General features: G+C 47.8%; 22 protein-coding genes. 6 read left to right on the top strand and 16 right to left on the bottom strand.

What is annotated here, in order from left to right; all coding sequences use genetic code 11:
* The first annotated feature begins 65 nt into the window (after window positions 1-65).
* From L1F30_RS01160 to L1F30_RS01145, 4 genes are read left to right on the top strand one after another with little or no spacing between them, the layout of a single operon-like run.
* Window positions 66-1,712: a di-heme-cytochrome C peroxidase gene (locus L1F30_RS01160; protein WP_253358404.1), complete on the top strand. Its 1,647-nt coding sequence runs from the start codon at window positions 66-68 to the stop codon at window positions 1,710-1,712.
* A 33-nt stretch (window positions 1,713-1,745) separates the two neighbouring features.
* On the top strand, window positions 1,746-4,025 hold the full coding sequence (locus L1F30_RS01155) for a cytochrome c (protein WP_253358401.1): 2,280 nt from the start codon (window positions 1,746-1,748) through the stop codon (window positions 4,023-4,025).
* The gene (locus L1F30_RS01150) at window positions 4,025-5,971 is read left to right on the top strand and encodes a patatin-like phospholipase family protein (RefSeq protein WP_253358400.1); all 1,947 of its coding nucleotides are present in this window, start codon (window positions 4,025-4,027) and stop codon (window positions 5,969-5,971) included. Before L1F30_RS01155 ends, L1F30_RS01150 begins: the two co-directional genes overlap by 1 nt.
* Before the next feature lie 36 nt (window positions 5,972-6,007).
* Window positions 6,008-6,358 carry a hypothetical protein gene (locus L1F30_RS01145; protein WP_253358396.1) on the top strand — a complete coding sequence of 117 codons (351 nt, stop codon included), beginning with the start codon at window positions 6,008-6,010 and terminating at the stop codon, window positions 6,356-6,358.
* A gap of 71 nt (window positions 6,359-6,429) precedes the next feature.
* On the opposite strand, the gene L1F30_RS01140 is transcribed toward L1F30_RS01145, so the two are convergent.
* A complete protein-coding gene (locus L1F30_RS01140) occupies window positions 6,430-6,897 on the bottom strand; it encodes an OsmC family protein (RefSeq protein WP_253358394.1) in 468 nt (155 codons plus the stop codon).
* 334 nt (window positions 6,898-7,231) lie between these two features.
* Here L1F30_RS01140 and L1F30_RS01135 point away from each other — a divergent pair, with 334 nt between their 5' ends.
* Both L1F30_RS01135 and L1F30_RS01130 read left to right on the top strand, forming a co-directional pair.
* The gene (locus tag L1F30_RS01135) at window positions 7,232-7,504 is read left to right on the top strand and encodes a type II toxin-antitoxin system Phd/YefM family antitoxin (protein ID WP_253358392.1); all 273 of its coding nucleotides are present in this window, start codon (window positions 7,232-7,234) and stop codon (window positions 7,502-7,504) included.
* Window positions 7,485-7,757, top strand: coding sequence for a Txe/YoeB family addiction module toxin (locus L1F30_RS01130; RefSeq protein WP_253358390.1), 273 nt, complete (start codon window positions 7,485-7,487; stop codon window positions 7,755-7,757). The genes L1F30_RS01135 and L1F30_RS01130 overlap by 20 nt, the downstream gene beginning before the upstream one ends.
* Window positions 7,758-7,990: 233 nt before the next feature.
* Here L1F30_RS01130 and L1F30_RS01125 read toward each other — a convergent pair whose 3' ends face one another.
* The 15 genes from L1F30_RS01125 to L1F30_RS01055 all read right to left on the bottom strand — a co-directional run bounded on the left by L1F30_RS01125 (window position 7,991) and on the right by L1F30_RS01055 (window position 20,241).
* Window positions 7,991-8,245 carry a type II toxin-antitoxin system RelE/ParE family toxin gene (locus L1F30_RS01125; protein ID WP_253358388.1) on the bottom strand — a complete coding sequence of 85 codons (255 nt, stop codon included), beginning with the start codon at window positions 8,243-8,245 and terminating at the stop codon, window positions 7,991-7,993.
* A gap of 32 nt (window positions 8,246-8,277) precedes the next feature.
* Complete coding sequence (locus L1F30_RS01120) at window positions 8,278-8,544, bottom strand: CopG family ribbon-helix-helix protein (RefSeq protein WP_253358386.1); 267 nt, start codon at window positions 8,542-8,544, stop codon at window positions 8,278-8,280.
* Between the two features lie 319 nt (window positions 8,545-8,863).
* Window positions 8,864-9,262 carry a hypothetical protein gene (locus L1F30_RS01115; RefSeq protein WP_253358385.1) on the bottom strand — a complete coding sequence of 133 codons (399 nt, stop codon included), beginning with the start codon at window positions 9,260-9,262 and terminating at the stop codon, window positions 8,864-8,866.
* 91 nt (window positions 9,263-9,353) lie between these two features.
* Entirely contained in the window at window positions 9,354-9,836 is a 483-nt protein-coding gene (locus L1F30_RS01110) for a hypothetical protein (protein ID WP_253358383.1), read from the bottom strand.
* 70 nt (window positions 9,837-9,906) lie between these two features.
* The gene (locus L1F30_RS01105; protein WP_253358381.1) at window positions 9,907-10,461 is read right to left on the bottom strand and encodes a hypothetical protein; all 555 of its coding nucleotides are present in this window, start codon (window positions 10,459-10,461) and stop codon (window positions 9,907-9,909) included.
* Between the two features lie 852 nt (window positions 10,462-11,313).
* Entirely contained in the window at window positions 11,314-11,622 is a 309-nt protein-coding gene (locus tag L1F30_RS01100; RefSeq protein WP_253358379.1) for a hypothetical protein, read from the bottom strand.
* A 468-nt stretch (window positions 11,623-12,090) separates the two neighbouring features.
* Complete coding sequence (locus L1F30_RS01095) at window positions 12,091-12,513, bottom strand: hypothetical protein (protein WP_253358377.1); 423 nt, start codon at window positions 12,511-12,513, stop codon at window positions 12,091-12,093.
* 483 nt (window positions 12,514-12,996) lie between these two features.
* Window positions 12,997-13,509, bottom strand: a complete 513-nt coding sequence (locus L1F30_RS01090; protein ID WP_253358376.1) for a glutaredoxin — start codon at window positions 13,507-13,509, stop codon at window positions 12,997-12,999.
* A gap of 936 nt (window positions 13,510-14,445) precedes the next feature.
* Entirely contained in the window at window positions 14,446-14,658 is a 213-nt protein-coding gene (locus L1F30_RS01085; protein ID WP_253358375.1) for a hypothetical protein, read from the bottom strand.
* Between the two features lie 116 nt (window positions 14,659-14,774).
* A complete protein-coding gene (locus L1F30_RS01080) occupies window positions 14,775-15,230 on the bottom strand; it encodes a lysozyme inhibitor LprI family protein (RefSeq protein WP_253358373.1) in 456 nt (151 codons plus the stop codon).
* A gap of 1,934 nt (window positions 15,231-17,164) precedes the next feature.
* Window positions 17,165-17,497, bottom strand: coding sequence for a hypothetical protein (locus tag L1F30_RS01075; RefSeq protein ID WP_253358372.1), 333 nt, complete (start codon window positions 17,495-17,497; stop codon window positions 17,165-17,167).
* Between the two features lie 55 nt (window positions 17,498-17,552).
* Entirely contained in the window at window positions 17,553-18,149 is a 597-nt protein-coding gene (locus L1F30_RS01070) for a hypothetical protein (protein WP_253358370.1), read from the bottom strand.
* 91 nt (window positions 18,150-18,240) lie between these two features.
* Window positions 18,241-18,663, bottom strand: a complete 423-nt coding sequence (locus L1F30_RS01065; protein ID WP_253358366.1) for a hypothetical protein — start codon at window positions 18,661-18,663, stop codon at window positions 18,241-18,243.
* A 503-nt stretch (window positions 18,664-19,166) separates the two neighbouring features.
* A complete protein-coding gene (locus L1F30_RS01060; RefSeq protein ID WP_253358364.1) occupies window positions 19,167-19,628 on the bottom strand; it encodes a hypothetical protein in 462 nt (153 codons plus the stop codon).
* A 19-nt stretch (window positions 19,629-19,647) separates the two neighbouring features.
* Entirely contained in the window at window positions 19,648-20,241 is a 594-nt protein-coding gene (locus L1F30_RS01055) for an SLATT domain-containing protein (RefSeq protein ID WP_253358363.1), read from the bottom strand.
* Between the last annotated feature and the right edge of the window lie 333 nt (window positions 20,242-20,574).

The following is a 20,574-nucleotide window of genomic DNA, read 5'->3' as shown; positions in this document are numbered from 1 at the left end:
TAGCTGCCGAAATATGGTAAAAAACGCGCTGGAAATTACTCCCACAAAAATAACAAGGAAATCCCGTGACCGGAATATCTTGGGGAAGGCTCGGCCTTTATGCGGCCATAGCCGCCACCTGCCTCACCGCCTGCGACCACTCGCCCGCTGAACGCCATGCACACACACCCAGCGGTTTGTTACTGCTAGACCAAAACTGGGACGACGCCACCCGCAACAAGGCCTGGTTTACCTCCTTCGGTTCACGTGTGATGCCCGAGAGCTGGTTTTTGGCCCTTGAGCAGCCAGGGCGCAACACACCCTTTAACAACCCACAATACCTTGAAGCCTTTGGCTTTGCCGTGCCCGGTGCCAGCGAGGCCAACCCCAACAACCTCGCCATCGGACTGACCGTCACACCCGAGCGCGAAGGCCACCAATGGCTGGGCTTGGGCTGCTCGGCCTGCCACTCGGGCCAGGTATTTTATAAAAACACCCGCATCCACATTGATGGCGGCGCAGCGCTGTTAGACTTCCAGGCCTTTGAGCAAGCGGCCATAGAAGCGCTGGAAGAAACCCTAAGCACCCCGGAAAAATTCGCGCGCTTTGCCAGTCGCCTTCAAGCTGCAGAGCCTGAAGCCTTGCGCACAGAGGTGGGCAACTGGGCCAGCACCCTGCGTGCACGCCAACACACCAACCGCACACAAAGCCACTACGGCTATGGGCGCCTCGATGCCTTCGGCCAGATCTTCAACGCCGTGGCGGCAGATTTCCTCAACATTCCCGAAAACCGCCGCGACCCGAACGCGCCGGTAAGCTACCCCGTATTGTGGGATGCCTCGCACCTGGATTTGGTGCAGTGGAATGCCTCGGCACCCAATGCAGGCCCGGGCCCGTTAATTCAAAATGCCACCACCGCACTGGCGGTGTTCGGCCACCTGAACGTGAGCGCCGAGCACTCGGGCCTGGGCTACCCTTCTACCATCGAAATGGAAAATCTGGGCCCCATTCAAGATCAGTGGTACCAACTTAGCGCGCCCCAATGGCCAGAGAATGTGCTGGGCAAAATAGACAAAACACTGGCCGCCCAAGGTGAAAGTATTTACGCACGCGAGTGTTTACAGTGCCACACCCTATCTGATCGCAACAACCCGAAACGCATTCTGAAAAGTACCGCTGTGGATATTGCCGCGGTTGGCACAGACCCAACCATGGCGCAAAACTTCACCAGCGCAACAGCAAAAACCGGTGCCTTTGAAGGCAAGAAAGTACTCTTTGCCGCCGGTGATGTGATTGGCGAAACCGCGCCCACCATTGAGCTGGTTGCGCACGCAGCCGTGGGTGCACTTTTACACCACCCGCTGGCCGCCACCTGGCAGGCGGCACTCAGCAACCACAAGGTTGAAAAGGCGCCACTGTATCACGCGCCCCACTACTACAAGGCGCGCCCACTGTCTGGCATTTGGTCTTCTGCGCCTTATTTACACAACGGCTCAGTGCCAACACTGCACGCAATGCTCAGCGGGCCAGCCGCAAGGCCCGCGCAATTTCCCGTGGGCAAAGTGGAGTTCGATCCTATCAAAGTAGGCTTGAGCACAAACATGCTTGATGAAAACCAGGCCCACACCTTTGATACCACCCTGCCCGCCAACAGCAACGCCGGGCACCTGTATGGCACCGCACTCACTGAAGCAGAAAAGCACGCACTGCTTGAATATTTGAAAACCCTGTAGCCACGCTGGCACCCCAACAAAAAGGAACTCACTATGACAAGCTGGATAAAAAAAATAGCGGGCCTGCGCTGGCTGCGTTGGTTACTCGGGATAGCTGTTGCACTGGCGGGCGTTATCATCATGGCGTTTGTGTATATTGTGGAATCATCCAAAGCACTACAGCCGCCAGAAGAAGTTACCGATAAAACCGTCTACTTAAAACAACACTGGGATAGCACCGCACGAGACACCTACTACTACACCCCGCAGGGCACCTCGGTGCCGCAAGGTGCTAATCTCGGCGCGCTGCGCTACAGCTGGTTTGTAAATTTGGAAATGCCGCTATCTACCGAGCGCTTTGCCGCGCCCGGCAATATGCGCCGGTTTAAATTTTTGGTAGATCCCGCGCCCAGCACTGCCAACCCTGATCACCTGCCAGTAGGCTTTACTAAACACTTCAATACAGACTTGGGTGAAGATGTATTAGACATCACCTGCGCCGCCTGCCACACAGGAGAGCTGCACTACAAAAAAGGCGACGTGAACTACGCTGTGCGTGTAGACGGCGGCCAGGCCATGCACGCCTTCACCGATTTAAACCGCGGCACTTTTGGCCCCACCTTAATCACCGCACTGCTGGAAACCTGGGCAAACCCTGTAAAATTTGATCGCTTTGCCGACAAGGTACTGGCCGATGGTGGTGATCGCGGTGCACTAAAAACCCAGCTTGGCCATTCCCTTAAAGCCTTTTTGGGCATTAAACAAAACAACCCGCTCAAACATCTATACCCCACCCGCGAAGGCTACGGACGCACCGATGCACTCGGGCGCATTGCCAACACCTTGTTTGGCGATCATTTGATTGAGTCCAACATGCAGGTGGGCAACGCCCCGGTAAGCTACCCCTACCTTTGGAACATCTGGAAATTTAACTGGGTGCAGTACAATGGCTCGGTATCACAGCCACTGGCGCGCAACATTGGCGAAGCACTGGGCGTAGGTGCGGTTATTCCCCTAATGAACCCCGAAGGCGGCCCGCTGCCGGCACACGCACGCTTTCGCAGTTCTGTGCGCATTCCAGACATAGAGCGCATTGAACACACGCTGCAAACCCTGCAAGAGCCCGAGTGGCCCGCAGAAATTTTTGGCGAGCCAGATGCAGCTCTGGCTGCACAGGGCAAAGCCTTGTTTGAAAACCACTGCGTAGAATGCCACGGTCCGCACCGCGCCACTGCCGCGCGTATGCGCGCAGAGGCACCGCTGAAAACCACAACCGAAGATCAATGGCTAATTGAAGTAATTGATCTGGATCACATAGGCACAGACCCGAACGCCGCGCGCGGATTTTTGGATAAAACCTACGATCTCACCCCGGCAGGAATTGATCGGGCCACCATTAAAGCCGTGCTGACGCCACTGTTTGATAAACAACTGGCACGCGATGTTTTGGCACGCCTGGAAGCACTGGCAGAGGCCGATGAACAGGCAGGCATTGTAGATTCGCCCTTTGCCCAGCTGGCGGCTAACTACCCAGACCCAGACCAACTTGCGCTCAACGATTTTCACGATGCGCCCTTCGAGGCCATTCGCAGCGCATTGCAAGCAAGCAATTACTTGCCCAGCAAAAAAGTCAACGCCAACTATCAACCCTACCGCCAGCTTGGCTGCAGCACCCAGTGCCAGGTGAATGCACTCTGGTGGGATATAGACTACGGCCGGGCGGCAGTGGCGAAAAAACTCGACGCGCTAGACCCTAAGGCGCTCACAGAAGGCGTAGGGCTAAACGTTGTGGGGTTACTTATTAAAGCGCGCTACTACGAAGACAACCAGTTGAGCCACGAACAAATCCAGTGCCTTGAAGGTTTCGGCACGCTGGACTTACCCCAGCAAATTGCCGGTTACAAACCGCGCCCGCTTGCAGGCGTATGGGCTACACCACCCTTTCTGCACAACGGCTCTGTACCCAATATCTATCAAATGCTTACACCGCCTGAAGAGCGCGATAAACGCTTTTTTGTAGGCCGGCGCGATTACGATCCCGTGCATCTGGGTTATGTAACAAGCCCAGCCTCCGGGCGTGAAACAGACGGCATGTGGTTTGATACCAGCATCACCGGCAACCACAATACCGGCCACGGCTTTAGTGCCTCCAAACAGCAGTGGGCTGCCTACAAAGCAGACTACAAAGCCAACCCGTTGCCCAAAGGTGTCATTGGCCCGGTACTTAGCCACGAACAACGCATGGCATTGATCGAGTATTTGAAAGTGCACCGCGATAACCCTGAAGGCTACCAGTTCGTACCTGGCAACACCTGCCTTGCGAGCTATCGCTAATGGCCGAGACAAGCACCTTCGAACAGGTACAAGCCGCCGAACAAGGCTGGCTTGCAGAGCGCCGGTCTAAAGCCGGCGTAGACGCAAGCAAGCCCGTGCTTGGGCTTGCTTTTTCCGGCGGCGGCATTCGCTCTGCTTGTTTTCACCTGGGCGTTTTACAAGCACTGCAAGCATCAGGAAAGCTGCGCGAGGTAGACTACCTTTCCAGCGTTTCAGGCGGTGGTTATATCGGCGCCTGTTTTCAGTGGCTGAAACATTTTGCCTCAGATGCCAACAACGAAACCCTATTTTCACAACCGGCCGGTAACGATTCCGTACTTGATTGGCTGCGCGCACACGGCAAGTTTTTAATCGATGGAAAATCCGTATCCAGCATCACACTGGCCTCAGGTCTGCTTGCCAGTACCCTATTTAATTTACTCATTGTGGTACCGCTATTGCTCGCTATTGTTTGGCTTGCGGGCCTCCCTCACACAAGCATTAGCTGGCCAGGCCATTGGCATTTACCCGGTGCGGAAAACATCGAAGGCCACGCAGGCTATTTAATTGCGCTTTGGCTTTCAGCCGCAAGCTTGGGCCTTTTTCTATTAAGCATTCCGACCATGGCGCTGTGGCGGCAGCACACACGCCATCACAGTTTTCGCGCACGCCGCCGCCAAGGGCAGCTGCTGGGCTTTAGCCTGGTGGCGGGTCTTGTTGGTTCACTGCCCATAGCGGCCCAACTGGGCGATGCCTTGGTTGCCGCTGCGGAATCAGAAGCACTGGGCGACTGGACCACACACCTGAATTACGCCCTGCCCTTTTTGGGCGGGTTGGCAACCCTGTGGCGGTCGAAAAGCCGCCCACGCTTGGCACTGCTTGGGCTTACGCTATTGCTCTACGGCCTGGCGGCAGCGGCCTATCACTGCGTGTTTCATATAGGCTTTGCCGATACGCGCCTCTTTCATCTGTGGCTTGGCGTGGCACTGGTGTTGCTGGCATGGGCGTCGATCAACCGCACCTCTATGCACAGTTACTATTTGGCGCAGCTGTGCAACGCATTTTTCGCCCCCATACGTGCCGTACCCGCGCAGCAAAACGACACACTGCTTGCCTCACTCACACCCGGCACAGGCGCGCCGCTGCCGCTCATAAACACCACCCTTAGCACCCGTAACTCGCCGGCTTCTCTTTGGCGTGCAAGGCTCGGGGCAAGCTTTACTTTGTCGCCACTTTATTGCGGCGCGCCCGCCACAGGCTTTGCACCCACAGCGCAATTCCAATATGGCCGGTTAACTCTGGGGGAAGCCATGACCACCTCCGGTGCGGCCGTAGACCCAGGTACCGCGCAAACCGCCAATAGCAGCCTCAGCTTTTTAATGGCGCTGCTTAATTTTCGCTTGGGCTACTGGGTGCGGGCACCGCGCGCGCCGGTGAATCGCTGGCAACGCATGCCTTACTGGCTAATCGCCCGTGAAATGTTCGGCGCCGGCCTTGGCGAGCAATACCAGAATTTGCATTTAACAGACGGCGGCCACTTCGAAAACTTGGGCGTTTACGAACTGTTGCGACGAGAAGTGCCGTTAATTATCGCAGGCGATGCCGGGGCAGACCCAACCACAAGCCTTGCCGACCTTGGCCTGTTAATCCAGCGCGCAGAAGCAGACTTCAACTGCCAAATCAGCATTGATACTTCAGCGCTCACACTGGCTGAAAACGGGCTCCATAATGCCTGCCACGCAACTGGAAAAATTCACTATGCATCAGGGCGTACCGGCACCTTAGTGTTCGTCAAATCACTACTCACTGCCAACAGCAGTGCGCAAGTGCAGGCTTTTGCTAAACTCGACCCAACATTTCCAAACGACAGCACCGCCAACCAGTTTTACGATGAACAACACTTCGATGCCTATCGCAAACTGGGCTATGAAAACATGCAAGCTGCACTGGCAAGTGCCGACATTTAATCTAAGCTTGGCAACAATCACTCAAGGAGCCACACCATGAAATACGCCTTATTCGCCGTCGCCATCACACTCACCTCTGCAGCCACCGCCGAAACTTACGTGTGTACCAACGGCGGCATGGAACGCAGCATCAGCGTTGTATACCTGGAACCTGGCCAAGCGGTACCCTGTGAAGTGCAGTACACCAAAGATGGCGAAAGCCGCATCCTCTGGCGCGCGCAAAACGAAAGCGGCTACTGTGAATCGCAAGCTCGGGCTTTTGCCGATAAACAATCAAGCTGGGGCTGGGCTTGTGAGCTAAGCGGCAGTGAATCGACATCAAATGCACAAGACACTACAGCAGAAGATACTGAAATTGAACCCGCCGAAGGTGCAGACGGACAGTAAACTACTGACTGCTGCCCCTATAAAAAAACCACCGACAGGTGGTTTTTTTATAGGGGCGTAAACTTACTTGCCTAAACTACAGGCTCAATGTGTACATTAGATTTAACTGAGTTCGCAATGAAGCAGGCCTCATGCGCCAAATGGTGCAGCTTACTAATTATTTCGTCACTGGGCCTGCGCTCACCACTGAATCTTGCCTCAGGGCGCAAAATAACTTCACCAACCCACTCACGCCCCTGCGCATCACGAGCCATACGCCCGCTAGCATCATCTTGATAGAAATCTACGCAATAGCGCTTTTTGGCAGCAAAAGACAAGAAAAACAACATATGGCAACTTGAAAGCGCCGCCACAAAGGCCTCTTCAGGATCTACGTTTTCAGCCACCGACAAAGGCAGTGGCACAATATGGGGCGATGCAGACGCAGGCACCACTACTCCACCATCAAAACTCCAATGGTGCGCGCGGCTATACTGATTATCTACAAACGCTTCGCTCGCCGCCCTTTGCCATAAAATTTTCGCCGCAAATTCACTCATCAACGCGACCTATACCTAGCGTGCCTTTGCCTACTAAGCCATCTATTTTTTTGCTGCGTACACGAATATAACCGCGCGGCAATCAACTTAACCATTTGAAACTCCACACCACAGCCCACCTTCAATACCTCTCCTAGCATCTGTTTAGCGATGCTAGATTTTATAAAAATGTCAGTTTTCTTAGCGCTTTTCTACAGCTTCAACGCCGCCAACACAGGCCGAGCGGTAGCAAGAGCCAGCCCAATGCAGCTTTTGGCATTGGGCGATTGTGCTTGGCGTTGTTAGGGCTTTTGATATATAGTTGTACGGCATTTCCGTACATAACGGTGATATTATGGATACCATTAGTGTAAACAAGTTTAGAGACAACCTGAAAACCCTTGTAGAACAAGTAGTTAGCAGGCACGAGCCGCTTAAAGTGACCCGGCGGGCCGGCGAAGCTTTTGTGGTTTTGAGCGCCGATGACTGGGAGCGGGAACAAGAGACCCTGCATGTACTCCAGAACAAAGATCTGATGCTGCAAATTGCTACTTCTCTTGAGACCCATAAACACGGGCAAGGCTACAGAGCGAATGAAGAGCAACTGAATGAGATCACTGGTATTTGAAGGCAATACTTGGGGCGCTTATGAAGCTATGCGCGAAAAGGATAAAAAATTGCACAAGGCGCTTTGTAAATTGCTCAAAGAGATGCTCCGATCAGAGGACCCTTCATCTGGCCCCGGCAAGCCTGAACCGCTAAAGCATAATTTGTCCGGCTTGTGGTCAAGGCGCATCTCTCAAAGGGACCGGCTAATATATCGGTTTGATGAAAATTCCATTTATATTTTTGCCATCGGTGGACACTACGATCAGCCCTAACAAGACCGTAGAAAAACTCCCCGCCAATATTTTTCTTAGAAATTTGGATGTATTTCACCCTAAAAATATGCCTCAGCTTGAAGCCTGTATAGGTTTAACCATTAAACCAACCTAGATTTTATTGTAGCGCGGGTGCAACTTATGACCCTGATGTTTTTCTACAGTCTGAACGCCCCAATTTACGGCGAGCAATAGCAAGTTCGGCCGCGTATGCCGCGAACAACACTGCCTTGTTATAAATTTTTTTCATTTTCTTTGCTGTGCCAAATACGGAGAATGTTGATAGCCTCCGATGAAGATATTTGGTACCTGATGGTATAGTTGCCAATATATAGATCACGAAGTAGATCTGGGTTTTCTGCACGGGAAACCGGAAGACCAACTTTCGGAAACACTTTAAGTCTTTCTGCAGCTTCCTGGATTTCTATGGCAGCTTTTCTTGCAGCCAAAGGGCTTTTAGGTGCCATAAAATCATGAAGGCGTCTCAAGTCACCAACCGCCTGCGGTGTATAATGCAGCCTCATTTTGCTGGGGCTTTCAGAAGGCTTTCGGTTCCCCAGCTATTGAGCCAAGCATTCACCTCAGACTCGTCTATAAGCTCACCCCGCCTTACAGAATCGATTGCTTCAAGAGTTTCTTCCCAGCGAGACTCTTCGACTGCCTGCCTAGCGACAAACTCCCTAACCGCTTGATTTATAAGGTAACTTTTACTTCTGTCGAGTTTCTGAGCCAGAAGATCAAGTGGTTTCTCAATATCATCATTTAGGCGAACACTAGTAATACTCATAGAACCTCCTACAAACTTTGTATTACATTGTAATACGGCAGGAGATTCAGGGCTAGACTTGATTTATAACGAGACTGTAGAAAAACTCCCCGCCAATATTTTTCTTAGAAATTTGGATGTATTTCACCCTAAAAATATGCCTCAACTTGAAGCCTGTATAGGTTTAACCATTAAACCAACCTAGATTTTATCGTAGCGCGCGTACAACTTATGACCCTGATGTTTTTCTACAGGCTCAACGCCGGTGGCATGGGCGGCTGCAGCGCAGCGGAGGCCGTCCAGCAGCGCTAGCTGCGACATGACCACCCTTGTTAGGCTCTTACTCACAGTTATTACAACGCTTAATGATATCGGCCCAACGAATAAACTCTACATGAAAACATTTTCTTCTTTTTGGTTTATAGAAAGCAGAGATCTCAGAGTCCTGCAAAAAATCTTTGTAACCACGAATGAAGTATATTGCGACACCACCCTCTTCTCTGTACCCCTCATACATAGAAATTTGATTTGCCGCTTTATTAAATTGCATTGAATGAAGGTAACCATCTTCGTGATATATAGGAGCAATTATATCTACCGAAAATAGCCCCCCTCTCTCCCTCTCAACAACCAAATCAATAGGCACTGATTTATACCCACAATTGCTAAATTGAGCTTCAGCTGTTGCATTTGCTTTGAGGGCGATTATCAAAAACAATAAAATCGAAAAAAGTCTCATATCATGCGCCTAACGCCCGGCTTTGGGGCGCGCGCTTTTTGCGCGTCCCGCCGCGCCTTTCAGCGGCGCACAACAGCCGCTTGTTAACTGCTTAGTTGATATAGAAACTAACATACACAAACGATCTTGCATTTTCATAGTGTAATGAGGCCTCAAAGCCAACCACTTCTGGAGCGCTAAAATAGTAGTAGGTTCTGTTATTGCTAACCTCGGTGCTATAGGACCTTGACTCAATAGAATTCACTATAGTTTCTTTTTTGACCAATTCTGAGCCAAATTCGGTGACATAAGCGACAACCTTTTCAAAGAACTCCTGTTCCGTGAATGGTTTGTCTCTACTTATTTCAGAGTTTACTTGTATGCCGAAATGTACACACCCACCGCGCCCAAACGTAATTATCTCTTCGCCTCTTGGGATAGTTATATAAAAACCATCATCTGATAGGTGGCTTTCTTGGTTTTTAGCAAGGTATTCACTTACATATTTCTTTTGTTCTTCCACATCGAACACACAATCTTCTGCATATACAGAGACGGAGAACAGACTAAAAATTATTGAAAGTGCTTTATTCATGGTTGCAGTTAACGCTTACAGCAGAGGCGCGAGCTTGCGAGCGTCCTGATGCCTGTTTTTGTTAGGCCGATTAGCCTATTACTGGCACACCACCAATGTATGGCGACAGGCCTGTTGGATGTCTTTTAACGAAGTCTGCATAATTTTTTTGGTATTTTTCTGTTGTTTCAACTTCGTCTAGCCACATGCGCACGCCGAGTATCATCTCTTTACAGAAAGAGGCCAAATCAATGCAAAGAGCATCATTCATAACACCATAATGCACAACGTTTGTAGTTGCTCCTGGCTCTATAAATATCATTCTAGAATACTGACTTTTCGGATGTACTGTCCTTCCTTGATGTAGCAAGGAGCATCGAAACAAGTAGCAGGCTTCGCCATCTAGTGGATTTTCTATGTCGGTAATGTGTTCCCGTGCGTGCTCTGGAATAGATGCCAACACCGTATCCATGATTCGTGGCCGGCCCCACTTTTCATACCAAGCCTTATACTTTGCGCCGGTAGCAAGACCATTATCGGAGTCTAGTGCTCCGGCGATATCAGGTAGTGTAAGTGCTGTAAAGAGCGAAAGATAATAGTTTCCTGAATCCAGTGATTGTTCTAGCTGATCTAGCAGTAATCTCATAATCCCTCCCTGAGGGGCCTAACGCCTCAAACAGCCGCGCGCGCTTTTTGCGCGTCGGCTTGGTTTGACTTGTTATATTTTTTGTATGAAAACCAAGCAATAGTGGTAATTAAGCCTGAAATAGTAAGGCATCCAAGTAGCGCAACTAGGACAAATGGATTTATGAGCCAATCTATGTAGTATTGAAACTCAGTGCATTTCCACACGCTATCAAGAAGACCTGCACAGTTAACTCCATCATAACCACCGTAGGCATAAACCAGCGATGACACTACATGAACCATCAGGGGAACAATGAGGCCTACAGATATAAATTTATTTCGCGGGCTCACCTGATCCTCCGAAAATATAACGCCTGTAGCACTTGCACGAATTTCGAAGTGCCTTTTTGGGTAAAATTGAGCGTAGCGAAAACACAAAAAGGCGCGTAGTAATTTGTGTCAGGTGGCTACACTTGTTAGCAGTACTTTCGATATTTACGAAGTACAAAATATACACTCCAATAAATAGAGCTGTAAATAATAACACCCCAAAACCGGCCAATATTAGTGGCTATACTAGCCCCAATATCAGGTGAATAAACAAATAATGGTTCACCAATCCATGATATAGGTAGGAAGTAAATAACCTCAATAAATAAAGGCACTAGCCCCCAACTAACAAGTTGTATTACGCAAAATGTAATCAGAGGTAAGCCAATTAAAACAAACCAGAAAATAAGAGGCTTTTTGATTGAATGCACCTTGTACTGCTAACGCCGTGGTAAGGGGCAGCCGGAGCGCAGCGTAGGCTGTCCCGCGCAGGCCGCGCTTTTTGCGGCCGGAGTGAACTTGACCACCTTGTTATGTGATTTCATGGATGCCCAACCTCATGCATTAACCAATATTCATCTACGTGGTTTAGCTCGCCCTCTTTGGTTAGGGTAAAACCTATACAATCTGTTGAACCAATCATTTTCAAAAAATACCAACGAGTAAGTTGTACCACCAGTAGCAATTCATCATCACCGAAAGACTGAGACCAGATCGCTGGGTGATATTTCTTCTTATTAATGGCAATTGGTGATTTATCTATCCATCCCATCGCCTTTAAATCATCGAAAGACTTCCCTTCAAATTGAAGCCTCATTTCCTCTAGCTTTTCTCGGACTTCAGATTTCATACTTTCACATAACGCCGGTGGCATGGGCGGCCGCAGCGCAGCGGAGGCCGTCCAGCAGCGTTAGCTGCGACATGACCACCCTTGTTAAGGATGCGATCTACCATAACTGCTACCGTGCACGTTGTGGAGCGGCAGCGAAACCGCAACCAGAATAAATTTACCCGCAAGAATGCCACAGCTTGGACAGCCTGCGAACCCTAAAATTGTGCCGAAAGTTGCTACGAGCTACGCACCACTACAAGCTACTTTGTAGCACTAGGAGAAACTGCGATTTTGACGCGGCACACTCCCTGATGCCGGAACTCTTTGATACTGCGTAAAACTTCCTGCCAGGCACTCACTCGATCAAAATTTTCTAGAGCACCTTAACGCCCAGCTAAGCCGCCGGAACGGAGTTGATTGTTTTGTGCGAGCGTAGCGGAAAAGCACAAAACGAGCAACGCAGTGGAGGTCAGTTTGAGCTGTTTGTTAGGCATTGCTTGCCTCGATTTTAATACCCAGTGTCATCGGAGGAAACACATGCCTTATTACTACCTTTTTGTCATTTTTGAGCGTGAATTTCGTTTGGTTTTCTACACCCTCGCCAAGGTAATCATCCTGCTTTATTTCCAATATTTTTGAAGGAAGGCCCTCCATTTCAAGTAGAAAAGACTGCTCCTGAAATTTCCCCTCACTCACCTTCAGCCCGAGCGCGGGAAAGCGACCTGGCAGTTCTACTTCGCACGGCTTAATCGTGAATGTAGATTGATCATCAAAAACCAATTCAATCGAATAGCAAAAAAGAAAACCCTCGTTCGCATCATCTTTCCAAGCCGAATGAACTTCATCATGACTTATTCCCGTTCGAATTTCGATAAGGTTCTTATTTTCGAAGATGGTAGTTTCTCTCATGGCTGCCTAACGCCCGGTTTAGGGGCGGCCGCAGCGCCAGCGTAGGCCGTCCCAGCCGCACGTTTTTTGTGCGGCGATTATAACCGCTTGTTATTGAAGCCACCTGCCCCACTTGATACAACGCACGATGCGAAGCGCCAGCGCAGCCTATGGCAATTAATTTTGGTAAGAATACTTCACCCAAATGCCATTTAAAACCCGCTTAGGGCACACCACAATCGAAGCACGCATGTGATGAAACTTCGGGACTTCTTAGTGGCACGATGAACAAAACTACGTACTTAGGTACAGTGCAATCCTTGATACTGGCATGCCGATTGTTGGCACACTGCTGATTTCATTCCCTTACTATCTACTTGTAAAAATGGCTTGGCTCAATAACGCCGCTGTATGGGGCATTTTTAGTGTAGTGGAGTTTTGGGGTAAAGTGGCGCAGCCACCCCAAAACGGAGCGAAGCAAAAAATGTCCCTATGACAGCCTTGTTAGAGTTTTTGCCCATGAACTAGATACCAACCTAAAATTACGCCTAGAATTATTGAAATTGGTAGTACAAATACCGCTCCTATAAAGCCACCCAATATACCAGCCATTAACACTTCTGAAATTGGTATTGAGCCGGAGCTTAACGCCATTACACCCATATATAACAACCCAGAAACTAGTGCGGATGGAAAACTTACTAGCACAGTTACAACATAAGGCTCAAATTGGAATTTTTCACCCGGAATTAGCTTATACCACCCGGAAAACAACCAGCCAAAAATCATGGCTGATAGAAATGAAAAACCAGTGAGTACAACCGTTGCGCCCTCTAAATTTTCCAATAACGTATACGAAAGCGACAGTACTCCGACTACAGCCACCAGGGCGTTTAAAACTGAACTTTTTATTTTTAGATTTAGCTCGCTCATGGCTATGATGCTTGGAACTCTAACGCCGGTGGCATGGGCGGCCGCAGCGCAGCGGAGGCCGTCCAGCAGCGTTAGCTGCGACATGACCACCCTTGTTAAGGATGCGATCTACCATACCTGCTACCGTGCACGTTGTGGAGCGGCAGCGAAACCGCAACCCAGATAAAATTACCCGCAAGAATGCCATAGCTAGACCACCTTGCGAACCCTAAAAGTTTACCGAACGATGCTGTGAACTCTGCGCCACTACGGACTACTTTGTGGCATGGGGAGAAACTGCGATTCTGACGCGGCACACTCCCTGATGCCGGAATTCTTTGAAACTGTGTAAAGACTTTCTTCCAGGCACTTACTTGATCAAAATTATCTAGAGCACCTTAACGCTTTGGTTTGGGGCGCCGCGTCTTTTGCGGCGTCCCAGCCGAAGGCGCACAACACCAACTTGTTAGCCGTAGATTATAAACAGGGAATGCAACAGGTAGCACATTGAACCCTTCTTTTTATAAACTATTCCTCTAGACGAATAACTCTTAAACCGTAGGCGAAGTTGCTAGATGTACAAATACTCTCTACCGAACATCCTACGTACTCAATGACACCATAGAGGCAAACATTTTTTTGATTAATTTTGCTAGATTTTACTATTTCTTTACTGTTTTGATAGTTAACAAGATACAGGCCCACACCATCTTTGCGGCTCGATCGACTTGGCCAAATGTTGGTATTTTCGAATTCGTGAATTACGTAACCACAGATTGTTTTTTCTTGCCCGACATACTTGTCAGGAAACAAAAATATCTCTTGCGAATCGTTATTTGGCACGATTGAGCAGGAAATTGTAATCGCAAGAATCAGCGAGTGAATTATGATCGCTTTTGGCCTTTTTAATGCCATGAAATTCTTCTTTCTCATGCGCCGATTTGTGTACGGCTAACGCCCGGTTTAGGGGCGGCTGGAGCGTAGCGGAAGCCGTCCCAGCCGCGCCTTTAGCGGCTGCACTACAACCGCTTGTTAGAAACTTTATGAATCTTGGTTTAAAAGCTTTTTCTTCGCACGTTTTTGTAGCATCTGATAGGGAATACTGAAGGAAGCAATTACTATAATCATCATAATTAATCCATCTAGAGCCTTATCTATTCCAGTATCTATTGGCTTAAATATGGTCAGAATAGCCCATACCAAAAACATAGTCATAAGCCCAACTGCCGCCGGAATTATCGTAGTCTTAAACATTAAATTCTCCTTGCATTTCTAACGCCCTGTTAAGGGGCAAATTGTAGTTGGCTAAAATGTGAAGCGAAGCGGAACCAGCCAACTGTAATTTGTCCCGCTTGAACAGCTTGTTATATTTACCCTTTGCCATTCTTTAAATAGTATTCGTGCATTACTGAACCAGAACAAACTTCACCCTCTGTACTACCCTTTAACCACTCTTTCAAAAAGGCAATTCGTTGAAGCGTAAGTCTTGTTTTATAACCAGAGTAACACATTGGAAAAACACTTCCGTAATACATGGGCTCATCTGCTTTTGGGTATTTCAAATCCAGATCTAACTCAAGTTGAGTTTCCCAGTTTTGTTGCGATTTCTCTAGGTTGGTTAGAAATTTCACCTCACCTTTATATAGCCTTCGAATCTCTTTAATTACTCGGTGCATTTCGAACTCAGCTTTTTTGTAATCAATTCCTGCACATTGATTCATATCTCGCTGACTCATTGCCGTTTCAAGACAAGACATTGTTTCTTCGGAATAAACATTGAGACTAAACAGTAAAGTAATTAATAAACTTATTCTGGTAATGACCACTGGACTTCCTTGGTAAATATAACGCCGGTGGCATGGGCGGCCGCAGCGAAGCGGAGGCCGTCCAGCAGCGATAGCTGCGACATGACCACCCTTGTTAAAACTGCGATCTGCCAAACGACCTACAAAGTGCGTTGTGAAGCGGCAGCGTAACCCACACCTAATTAATTTTACCCGCAAGAATGCCACAAACAGGACAACCTGCGAACCTTAATATTAAACCGAAAGAAGCTACAAACTGTAAGCCACTACGGACTTAAACGTGGCACGGGGAGAAACTGCGATATTGACGCTGGCACACTCCCTGATGCCGAATACTAGACTTCATGTGCTCACTTTGATTCTTGCGACTTTCACAAAAACGCAGAGCATTTTAACGCCCGGTTTAGGGGCGGCCGGAGCGTCAGCGTAGGCCGTCCCAGCCGCACGTTTTTTGTGCGGCGATTATAACCGCTTGTTATTGAAGCCACCTGCCCCACTTGATACAACGCACGATGCGAAGCGCCAGCGCAGCCTACGGCAATTAATTTTGGTAAGAATACTTCACCCGAATGCCATTTAAAACCCGCTTAGGGCACACCACAATCAAGGCATGCTTGTGATGAAACTTCGGGACTACTAAGCAGCACGATGAACAAAACTACGTACTTAGGTACAGCACACTCCTTGATACTGGCATGCCGACTATTGGCACACTGCTGATTTCATTCCCTTACTATCTACTTGTAAAAACGGCTTGGCTCAATAACGCCGGTGGCATGGGCGGCCGCAGCGCAGCGGAGGCCGTCCAGCAGCGATAGCTGCGACATGACCACCCTTGTTAAAACTGCGATCTGCCAAACGACCTACAAAGTGCGTTGTGAAGCGGTAGCGTAACCCACACCTAATTAATTTTACCCGCAAGAATGCCACAAACAGGACAACCTGCGAACCTTAATATTAAACCGAAAGAAGCTACAAACTGTAAGCCACTACGGACTTAAACGTGGCACGGGAGAAACTGCGATATTGACGCTGGCACACTCCCTGATGCCGAATACTAGACTTCATGTGCTCACTTTGATTCTTGCGACTTTCACAAATACGCAGAGCATTTTAACGCCCGGTTTAGGGGCGGCCAGAGCGTCAGCGTAGGCCGTCCCAGCCGCACGTTTTTTGTGCGGTGACTAGAACCGCTTGTTATGTTTGAACTAGCTTTGCCAACCATACCTTACCCAAAGATAAACGCGGTGAAGAAAAGATAACAAACAAATAATTAGACCAATACCACAAAGTACAAATAGCAGGCCTAGGCCACCTGAGTATCCAATCCAGGCAAAGACACCCAGCATTAAACCTACGAAAATTTCGACTAGGGAAGATTCCCAGTCCACTGTCCTTCTATATGGAACGGTCTTCGACGCAAAATGCCTAACACTAATCTTCTTCATCGAGCCCTTTCAACATAACGCCGGTGGCATGGGCGGCCGCAGCGCAGCGGAGGCCGTCCAGCAGCGTTAGCTGCGACATGACCACCCTTGTTAAGGATGCGATCTACCATACCTGCTACCATGCACGTTGTGGAGCGGCAGCGAAACCGCAACCTAGATAAAATTACCCGCAAGAATGCCATAGCTAGACCACCTTGCTAACCCTAAAAGTTTACCGAACGATGCTGTGAACTCTGCGCCACTACGGACTACTTTGTGGCATGGGGAGAAACTGCGATTCTGACGCGGCACACTCCCTGATGCCGGAATTCTTTGAAACTGTGTAAAAACTTTCTTCCAGATACTTACTTGATCAAAATTATCTAGAGCACCTTAACGCCGCGGTAAACGGCAGAATTTAAGTTGTGGGTTTGTGGAATACTTTTGCGCAGCAAAACCACAAAACCGCGACTTAAATTCTGTCCAGTGAAGCGAAGCGGAACGATGTTTGACCGCTTTGTTAGGCATTTAGTGGTGCACTTCAGCCAACAATGTAAAACTACCGTTCTTACAAAGCCATTCAGACAAAACATAACAATAGTTACCAGGATACTGAGATAACTCTATGCGCTCAAGATCTGTACAGATTCTCGGTGAAATTTCATTTTTGAAGATGCCATAACGATTAGTTAGATCAACTATTTCAAAATCAAACCCGACATTGGCTAATACAATATTTAATTCGGGTATCTTTATTAATTCTTTGGCTCGTAAAAGGCTAATTCCACGCAAAACCAGATGAGCATCTGCGAAAGGGTGAGGAAGCCTTTCTACCGGAATTTGGATGGTTTGATTCGTCATGCTCATAGTGCTTTGCCTAACGCCCACCACAAAGGCGCGCGTTTTTTTGCGCGTCCTATTGCTGGTGATTGTTAGAACCAACTCTAAAAGCGCCAACCTTACTTAAATAATCATCACCAACCAATATCGGGTGATAAGAGATTTCCTTTATTTTTTCTGGATCAATATGTAGCATGCACGACTTAATATCTTTAATTTCTCCTTCTCTATGCGTTAGAAAAGCTTCAGTTGTCCAATCTATAATTGTGCCATCGCTGAGTGTTACCCAGACATGCATCTGCAATGGGTTATCAATATTTGGTGACTTTAACTCTGATTTCAACTCTGAGAGAGATGATTTATTTATCGTTGCTCCGTATGCCTTTGTATAGCCAATGGTTAAGTAGCATTTAATACCTAACACCTCAGAAATAACTTTATAAGCAGCGGTGTTTGCAAAAACACATTGATTGTGGATGTGATCGCTGGTTACCCACCCAAACTTTGAAAAAGCTTCTAGGCAAAGCTTATGAATTTGTTCAAGTTTATACCTTGATATCTTTGAGCTTGCTGTAAACTTAATTTTCTTTGGGGCCTTTAGATCGATACTTTTTGTATCGCTATGGGCTTGTGATAATTTGTCTAAATATTTCATAAGTTCTAACGCCGCCATAAGTTGCGGCTTTGGAGTTGTTTGGTTTGTGGTAGCGTAGCGTTAAACCACAAACCAAACAACGGAAAAGACGTCAATCTTGATGGCCTTGTTAACTGCTGCCTGCACCATACTTGATTGCAACCTTTTTAAACCACCCAAACTCTGACTTTGCTTTATATTCTGAGCCATTTAGCGGGCGATAAATTATAAGTTGATTTTCGGATTCCCAGCCAACTTTGGGCGATGCAGAGTCAGGGTGACCATCAATTATATATACGTTACCTTTGGAATTTCCGAGTGATTCACCCGCGGATAATATTGAAATTTGCGTACTGTACCCTGTAGTAGCACCACAATCTCGCTGGAAGATTACTGCCTTATAGTTTCCCGCTGGACTCTGAATTGATGCATATTCTTGGTTGGCGCACATACCTGTAGCTAAACCAGCCACATAGAGAACCGCGATTGGCAAAGCAAATGCCAACACAAACAATCCTACCGTCCAAGATATGACTTTCTTCCAATACTTCATAGGCAGTTAACGCCCGGTTTAGGGGCGGCCGGAGCGTCAGCGTAGGCCGTCCCAGCCGCGTTTTTTTGCGGCGACCCTAGAACCGCTTGTTATGCGCGACCTAGTTACGCACCGCCCTTTGTTAATATTGACTTACCTTAGACCCACTACTTTTTAACCAACATTGCCATTACCTTGTAGAGCAACAACATACACTCAGAAAGTGTGAGAATACAACGCTATATTTTATGATGCTGCTCTTTGGTGCCGAGATTTTCTTGACTACGAAGTTATCAACAATTGGCTAGCCTAATTAATTCTATTTGCAGCCTTACTTCTTTGAGCCGCTTCACTTTGATACCGCGCTGATCATGACTACGAAGTAAGTTGTGTGCCACCAACCTCAGGATTTCGCCTTTCCGCATAACGCCGCCATAAAGGGCCGACTGGAGCGCAGCGTAAGGAGGTCCAGCGGAACGTAGTGGAGCGATTTTTGATGGCCTTGTTAGCGGTGTATTGGCACATTACTGAACCTCAATAGATTCTGAGGACCAAGTGGTTTTGCTACTTTGAGCATATACCGACCATGTTGAAAATACTGCATTGTGACTAAATCCAACAGAAACCATAAACTCCACCCAGTTTAACCACTGTTCAAAGGTGAACTCATTGCCATATGGCCGAGTAGTTCCCTTGATTAGTACATAATCCTTTTCAGATGCTGGTGCCAGTTCTAATGAATAGTTTTCAGAAAGTTGTTCTATTAGTTCTTTAGCTTCATTCTCTGAGTTTGAGAAGAACACAAAATCTAGTGCCGCAACAGTTGCTGGAGTAAACCCTTCAGATTCCATCGTATTCCAGAGCACTCGTGCTTCAGAAACTCTCCGATTCATTATTTCTTGTTGATATTCACTCATTTCAATTCCTTGTGATGCGCTGGCAAAGCTTAATAGCAGGACAACTATAAGACCGGTAATGTGCTTCATACTTTGTACCGCTAACGCCTCAAGCAGGGGCGCAGCTTGGCTGCGTCCCTTGGCTTGATTTGTTAGTTTCTGGCTTCGCAGACTGCATCTTTTGAACCAAAGAAGGCTCTTTTTCTGCTTTTTTATTCTGCGCCTCTAAAGCCTTTTTATATGCTTTCTCAGTTACTATGTACTCTTCAGCTCTCTGGTTAATTGAAGAGTACTGAGAATTAAGAGATTCAATTTTGTTGGACAGGTGCTCTAAGTCGAGTATTTGATCAAAATACAGCGCAATAAGGCGTTCACACTCTCGTGCTACGGCGAGGTATTCATTGCCAATTTCACGGTGACCTTCATAGCTTTTTTTGAAGTTGAAAAAAGTTTGAACGCCACCAAGTAGAGCCGCGGTTAAGGCTAATATAGCACCAACCCACTTACTCCAGTCTGGAAGCTCAGTGCCAAGAAGTGCAAAAAATACCGAGCCAAGAATCAAATTAATTAAGACTATTGGAATACCACATATTATATGAAGGTGCCGACCACTTTGCGACGCATAGAAATGGCTATGCTTCCCAAGATGGGAATTCCACCTTAACTTCTCTATCACTTCAATCGTATATGGAACAGATTCCATTCAATACTCCTAAGAAACTAACAGCTTATTCAACGGACGAAGCGCGGATATTTATTTTCTAAAAATCTGCATTTTCCACGCTGGGTCCCTGTATTTTTGATTTTGGCTTGATATTTCTGGCGCCTAAATCATTAATTTCATGCCCGCCAAAGTAATGCTGGCAATGTATCTCCGAGAGAACTTCTCGAAATATACCGCATAACCTCTTAATTTTAACAAGAAACATACATAAAAACTGCATTAGATGCCCAGAGAAAACTGAGCCATAGCTACTGAAAAAAGGTATTTGACGAAGTGCTCATTTAGATATACTGTATATATATACATATATAT

It is taken from the genome of Simiduia sp. 21SJ11W-1 (assembly GCF_024138675.1).
Lineage (GTDB): Bacteria > Pseudomonadota > Gammaproteobacteria > Pseudomonadales > Cellvibrionaceae > Simiduia.
The sequence above is the reverse complement of the archived record's forward strand: the minus strand, read 5'-3'. Positions and strand labels throughout refer to the sequence as shown.